This is a genomic window from Bacillus sp. GbtcB14, assembly GCF_019091205.1.
Taxonomy (GTDB): Bacteria; Bacillota; Bacilli; order Bacillales; family Bacillaceae_G; genus Bacillus_A; species Bacillus_A cereus_AG.
The window spans coordinates 1-547 of the sequence record NZ_JAGXJT010000066.1 but is presented as its reverse complement, the minus strand read 5'-3'; the positions used below and the strand labels follow the sequence as shown (position 1 = coordinate 547).

Below are 547 nucleotides of genomic sequence, written 5' to 3'. Positions count from 1 at the left end.
AGTTCTTTCACACGTTGAATTCTCGCTTTTTGGGACCCACCATTTTCATCTGGATTTTTTACCATCTCAACTCGAGCACCATATGCGTTATACCATTTTAATAAGTTAGAACTAATCTTTGGGTCCACAACAATAATTACCTGAAATCCATACTCAGCGCCTAACATTGCTAGAGATTTACCCAAATTTCCTGAAGTTGATTCTATTAAAATATCACCTTTTTGAATTTTCCCACTTCTTATAGCAGCTTTTACTAATCCAAGGGCTGTTCTATCTTTTACGCTGAAATTCGGATTAAAATAATCCAGTTTTAAATATAATTTTTTACCATAAGGTACTAAATCACTTTTGAAATCTACTACGGGTGTATTTCCAATGCATTCTGTAATATTATCATATATCATACATTTATCACTCCACGATTTTGATATGCCCTTTTGTGCGAGTTAACACTTTATTACCACTAGAAGAAATCAAAACTGGATCCTCTACATGTAAGGCTCCTAAACCAAACTCATAATATGGTGTTTCTACAGATAAGACCATT

Annotated in this window: 1 protein-coding gene; it reads right to left on the bottom strand. The window is 33.5% G+C overall.

Annotated features, from left to right (window positions below):
- A partial coding sequence (locus tag KVT31_RS29355; RefSeq protein WP_217613706.1) for a pyridoxal-phosphate dependent enzyme occupies positions 1-404 on the bottom strand: 404 nt, incomplete at its 3' end.
- Positions 405-547 lie beyond the last annotated feature (143 nt).